A 5,261-nucleotide genomic window follows, 5' to 3' on the forward strand; every position below is an offset into this window, starting at 1 on the left:
GCCGCGCGGCGTGTGGCCTGCGCCTTTTTGACCGCGCCCTGCTGGAGGGTTAGGGCTTGGTCCATTCCATGACGTGGAAATAGGGCACGCGGGCAAAGCGGTCAGCGCGGCGGCGCTCTCCTCCGGTGGGGGCGGGCTCTTCGTAATGGCTTAGCTGCAGGCCAGTAGCGATCAGCCGCTGCATGTAGCTTTGCATGGGGCGGTGCCAGTTGCGGATCGAGACGCCGCGCCAGCTGACCCATTCGGCGCGCGGTTCCAGGTAATTATCCATCCGGAAATAGGGCGAGCCATCCAGCAAGCGATGCCATTCGCCCGCCGTGCTGAAGCTGTTCAAATTGGCGATCAGCAGGCTGCCACCGGGTTTAAGTACGCGGGCCATTTCGGGGATGGCTGCGTCGATATCGTCGATATCGATCAAGGTCAGATAGCTGACCACCAGATCGAATTGATCCGCCTCGAAGGGAAGATCCTCGGCGCGGGCTGCGACATAGGTGCCGGTCTGATCGCGCGACTGGGCGGTGGCGCGCAGGGTCTGGGTCGGTTCGACGCCGATGGTGGTCAGGCCCATTTCTTGCAGCATCCGGCAAAAGCGCCCCTCGCCGCTGCCGACATCCAGCGCATTGCGATGGGGTTTGGTGCGCACCCGTGCCAGCATTGGCCCATCCAGGACATGGCGGCGGCTGAAATCGCCATTCTCGCCCATATCCGCGATCCATGCTGCGGCTGAGCGCTCCCAGCCGTTATCGGTGCTGTCGCTGACGTTGTCGGTCATGTCTGTGGGCCTCGGTCTGTGTGTTCTCTGGGCTTCCTAAGCAAAGCCCTGCCGCGCCGAAAGGGCGATGCGAGGAAACCGGACGCATTCTGGCCCGCAGCAATCTGGGCACAGCCCGGAACGGCGCCTGCATTGGCGCCACTAAGCTAGCAACGGCCCGATATTGGGCCAGGCCGTTCCATGCGGTGCAAGCTTAGCTGCGGCGCGCGCGCAGGCCGGTCTCTTCGAGAAGGCCCAGGCGCTTGGCCTCGTAATAGTACCCTCTGGAATACCAGCTGATGGCACGATCATGGTTGCCATTGGCAACCAGATAGGCGCCGCGCAGATATTTCACGCCATATTGCAGATTGGTATCTGCATCCAGCAAGCCCTGCGGCGCGCCGCGATAGCCCATGGTCTGAGCCGTCTGGGGCACGATCTGCATCAGGCCGAAATAGGGACCGTTGCGGGCCTCGGGGCGATAGCCTGATTCGCGCACGACGACGCGATGAACCAATGCCCGTGGCACTTGATAGTGATCGGCCCAGTAATTGACCTTGCGGTTCATCTCGGCCGAAGGGTGTGGGCCGCTTGGGCGCGGCTGATGATAGGGGTCTTTTGTCCCGCCACCACAGGCGGCAAGGGCAAGGGCCGAAAGGATCAGGCTGCGGCGTGCGATCATGGGCTGCTCCGGTTTTTTGCCCGGCACGGGAACCGGGAGCTTTCGGGATATTAACCCTTTGCCCTTTGGGCAAGGCAAAAGGGCGACCCGAATGGACCGCCCTGATGTTTCGCGCAAGAGATCGCGCAGGGCCATGGTCGCGGCCCTGCGAAACAGATGATCAGGCGTGGATGGCCCCATCGCCACAGGCCAATGCGGCTTCGCGAATGGCCTCCGAGCAGGTCGGGTGGGCATGGCAGGTCAGGGCGATATCCTGAGCGGATGCGCCGAATTCCATCGCAACGCAGACCTCATGGATCATCTCGCCCGCATTGGGGCCAACGATATGGCAACCCAGCACGCGATCGGTTTCCGCGTCGGTGATCATTTTGACAAAGCCCTCGGCCTGAAACAGCGCCTTGGCACGGGCATTGCCCATAAAGGGGAATTTGCCGATTTTCAGCTTACGGCCCGTGGCTTTTGCCGCTTCCTCGGTCAAGCCGACCGAGGCCACTTCCGGCGTCGTATAGATCACACCCGGAATGACATCGTAATTCACATGGCCATGTTTGCCAGCAATGGCCTCGGCGGCGGCCATGCCCTCGTCTTCGGCTTTATGTGCCAGCATCGGACCGGGAACCGCATCGCCAATGGCATAGATGCCGGGCACGTTGGTCTGCCAGTTGTTGTCGATCTGCACGAAGCCGCGATCGGTCATCGCGACCCCGACCTTATCAAGGCCAAGCCCGTCGACAAAGGGACGACGGCCCGTCGCCACCAGCACACAATCGGCGCTGATCGATTGCTCGCTGCCGTCTTTTTTCAGCGCGTAATTGACCTGAGCCTTGCCGCCCTCGACGCTGACGCCTGACACTGCGGCGCCCATGACGAATTTCAATCCTTGCTTGGACAGGATGCGCTGGAACTGCTTTTGCACCTCGCCGTCCATGCCGGGGGTGATCGCATCCAGATATTCGACAACGGTGACAGCCGTTCCAAGACGCGCATAGACCGAGCCCAGCTCGAGGCCGATCACACCCGCACCGATCACCACCATCGAGCCCGGGATCTTGTCCAAAGCCAATGCGCCGGTGGAATCGACGACCACGCCAGCGGCGTTATCGACCGTTACCCCCTTCAGCGCCGAAGGCACCGAGCCAGTGGCGATGACGATGTTCTTGGTGTCGTAAACCGTGTCGCCGACCTTGACCTTGCCTGCTGCCTCGATCGTGGCCCAACCCTTCAGCCAGTCGATCTTGTTCTTCTTGAACAGGAATTCGATGCCCTTGGTATTGCCGCCGACCGTCTCGGCCTTATAGGCCTGCGTTTTGGCCCAATCGACCTTCACCTCGCCGGTGATCAGGCCCATCTTTTCGAAGTTTTCGTGGGTTTCATGCAGCATATGGCTGGCATGAAGCAGCGCTTTCGAAGGAATACAGCCCACATTGAGGCAGGTACCGCCAAGGGTCTCGCGGCCTTCGACGCAAGCGACCTTAAGGCCGAGCTGCGCGGCGCGGATCGCGCAGACATAACCGCCGGGGCCGGCGCCGATGACGATGAGATCGTAGGTGGACATTCAGGTCTCCTTAGGAAGAAAGCGCGCGCCCATCGGGGCTGCGGTCAGGTCAGCAGGGCGATGACGATCATCGCCATGGTTGCAAGAAAGCCCACCCCCCAGATGACGGATCGCCAGGGCGACCAGCCAAAGGCATAGGCAGGAACATAAAGAATGCGCGCCGCCAAATAGAGCCAGGCGCAAAAAACGGTCAGGGCATCGCTGCGATCTTCAAGCGAGACCATCAGCACGGCGATTGTGAAAAAGGCCAGCGCCTCGAAGTGGTTGGTGACGGCGCGGCGCAGGCGGCCGGTCCTGGCCGAAAGCGCGGGCTGCGTATCACGCGGCCCGGCATTCCATTTCGCGCCGACATCGCGGTTCATCGACATCCCCGCAAGCCCGATCTGGACCGCCTGCAAAATCGCGGCCAGACCAAGCGCTGTCGTTTCCGCTGACATGTCAGACTGTCTCCAGCAGATGGGTCTCGACTTTCGAGACGCCCGCCTGACTGTTAAAGACGGCGGCAGCACCGGCCAGATATTCGCGGGCCGCTTTGACATCGCTGACCTGGAAAAGTGCCCAGACACCGGTCGAGCCTTCGCGCCATAGCTGAAGCAGCGAAAGCCCGTTGTGGCCACGATCTTCGCCATCGGCGTCAAAGGCGGTGCGAAAGCGCGCATAATCGGCGATGCTGTAATGGGCAATCATCTGGGTCGTCATCTCGTTACTCCTGCAACACAGGCGCGGGGCGGGGCCAGACATCCGCAGCGCTGTTGTTGTCCATAGGCCCGCGCCTTGCCAGCTTGCTCTGGCGGTCGGGCGCGGCCTCTGGCCCGTAAGCTAAACGGGTGATCGGGATTTCGGTTGCCTTGCGACGATTGCATATCGACTGGAAAATATGGCCAGCAAGGCCCTGCGCCATTCCACAAACCCGATAGGTGCGGCCAGTCGGGCCGGTCATGACGCAGGGCAGAGCTTTCATCATCAGTTACGCAGATCACAGCCCGCCGCGGGCGGTGGACAGAACCACGCCATGTTTCGCTGCAAAAGCCGCGATCACATTCGGGTCACGGCTGACCTGCTTTTCGGTGAATTGGCCGATCTGGCATTTCAGCGAGGGTACGGTGACGCTATTGACCTGCCGCATTTGCTCGGCCTTGAAATAGCTTTCACCGGTACGATCGGAAACGGGACCGATGATGCGGTTGATCTCGCGCACGGTTTGTTCAGCGCGCAGCGCGGGCGGGTCCATCAAAGGATCGCGGGCGCATAGGATAGGATAGGTCCGGCTGACCAGCAGCGGCGGCTTGACCCCATTGGGTCCACCATCGATGCCGCGCACGATCACATTCTTGGTCGTGCTGAACAGTTCGGAATCGATATTGTTGATCGTCGGATTGTAATCGGGTGCACAGGCGGACAGCGCGAGCAGGGCACCCAGGATGAGCGGCAGCTTTTTCACGTCAGTAGCCTTTATGTTTCAGGGTTAAGGCCGCGCCCCCATCACAGGGCGCGACCAGTCGGCTTGTCAGGATCAGAGATCCATCAACAGGCGGCGCGGATCCTCCAGCGCTTCTTTGACGCGCACGAGGAAGGTCACGGCGCCTTTGCCATCGACGATGCGATGGTCATAGGACAGGGCCAGGTACATCATCGGGCGGATGACGATCTCGCCTTTCACCACGACGGGACGGTCCTGGATCTTGTGCATGCCCAGAATGCCCGATTGCGGCGGGTTCAGAATGGGCGAAGACATCAGCGAGCCATAAACACCGCCATTCGAGATGGTGAAGGTGCCGCCCTGCATATCCGCCATGGTCAGCTTGCCATCACGCGCACGTGCGCCAAGGCCCGCGATCTGCTTTTCGATATCCGCAAAAGACAGCTGATCGGCATCGCGAAGAACCGGAACCACAAGACCGGTCGGGGTGCCGACAGCGACGCCCATATTGACATAGTTTTTGTAGATGATGTCGCCGCCGTCGATCTCGGCATTGACCTCGGGCACTTCTTTCAGCGCGTGGTTGCAGGCTTTGACGAAGAAGGACATGAAGCCAAGTTTGACTTTATGCTTCTTTTCAAAGGCGTCTTTGTATTCGTTGCGCAGGTCCATGATCGCCTTCATGTCCACCTCGTTATAGGTGGTCAGCATGGCGGCGGTGTTTTGCGCATCCTTCAGGCGACGTGCGATGGTCGCACGCAGACGGGTCATCTTGACGCGTTCTTCGCGTGCGGCATCCGCAGCCGAAGACGGGGCGCGGGGGGCAACTGCCGGGGTCGGCGCGACCGAGGCT

General features: G+C 61.0%; 8 protein-coding genes. All 8 read right to left on the bottom strand.

The features are described from left to right. Positions 1-49 precede the first annotated feature (49 nt). Positions 50-772, bottom strand: a complete 723-nt coding sequence (locus RTS12_RS07000) for a class I SAM-dependent methyltransferase (protein ID WP_312526833.1) — start codon at positions 770-772, stop codon at positions 50-52. Positions 773-965: 193 nt separating this feature from the next. After that, the gene (locus RTS12_RS07005) at positions 966-1,433 is read right to left on the bottom strand and encodes a lytic transglycosylase domain-containing protein (RefSeq protein ID WP_312526835.1); all 468 of its coding nucleotides are present in this window, start codon (positions 1,431-1,433) and stop codon (positions 966-968) included. 160 nt (positions 1,434-1,593) lie between these two features. Then, a complete protein-coding gene (gene lpdA / locus RTS12_RS07010) occupies positions 1,594-2,988 on the bottom strand; it encodes a dihydrolipoyl dehydrogenase (protein WP_312526837.1) in 1,395 nt (464 codons plus the stop codon). 44 nt (positions 2,989-3,032) lie between these two features. Then, entirely contained in the window at positions 3,033-3,425 is a 393-nt protein-coding gene (locus RTS12_RS07015) for an MAPEG family protein (RefSeq protein WP_312526839.1), read from the bottom strand. Between the two features lies 1 nt (position 3,426). Then, positions 3,427-3,687: a hypothetical protein gene (locus tag RTS12_RS07020; RefSeq protein ID WP_312526842.1), complete on the bottom strand. Its 261-nt coding sequence runs from the start codon at positions 3,685-3,687 to the stop codon at positions 3,427-3,429. Between the two features lie 4 nt (positions 3,688-3,691). After that, positions 3,692-3,952 (bottom strand): hypothetical protein, encoded by a 261-nt coding sequence (locus RTS12_RS07025; RefSeq protein ID WP_312526844.1) that lies wholly within the window; start codon positions 3,950-3,952, stop codon positions 3,692-3,694. 12 nt (positions 3,953-3,964) lie between these two features. Beyond that, entirely contained in the window at positions 3,965-4,429 is a 465-nt protein-coding gene (locus RTS12_RS07030; protein WP_312526846.1) for a hypothetical protein, read from the bottom strand. A 72-nt stretch (positions 4,430-4,501) separates the two neighbouring features. Further along, positions 4,502-5,261 (bottom strand): 2-oxoglutarate dehydrogenase complex dihydrolipoyllysine-residue succinyltransferase (gene odhB, locus RTS12_RS07035; protein ID WP_312526847.1); only part of this gene is annotated, 760 nt, incomplete at its 5' end.

Origin of the sequence: Paracoccus sp. (in: a-proteobacteria) (assembly GCF_032007265.1) — a bacterium.
Taxonomy (GTDB): domain Bacteria; phylum Pseudomonadota; class Alphaproteobacteria; order Rhodobacterales; family Rhodobacteraceae; genus Paracoccus.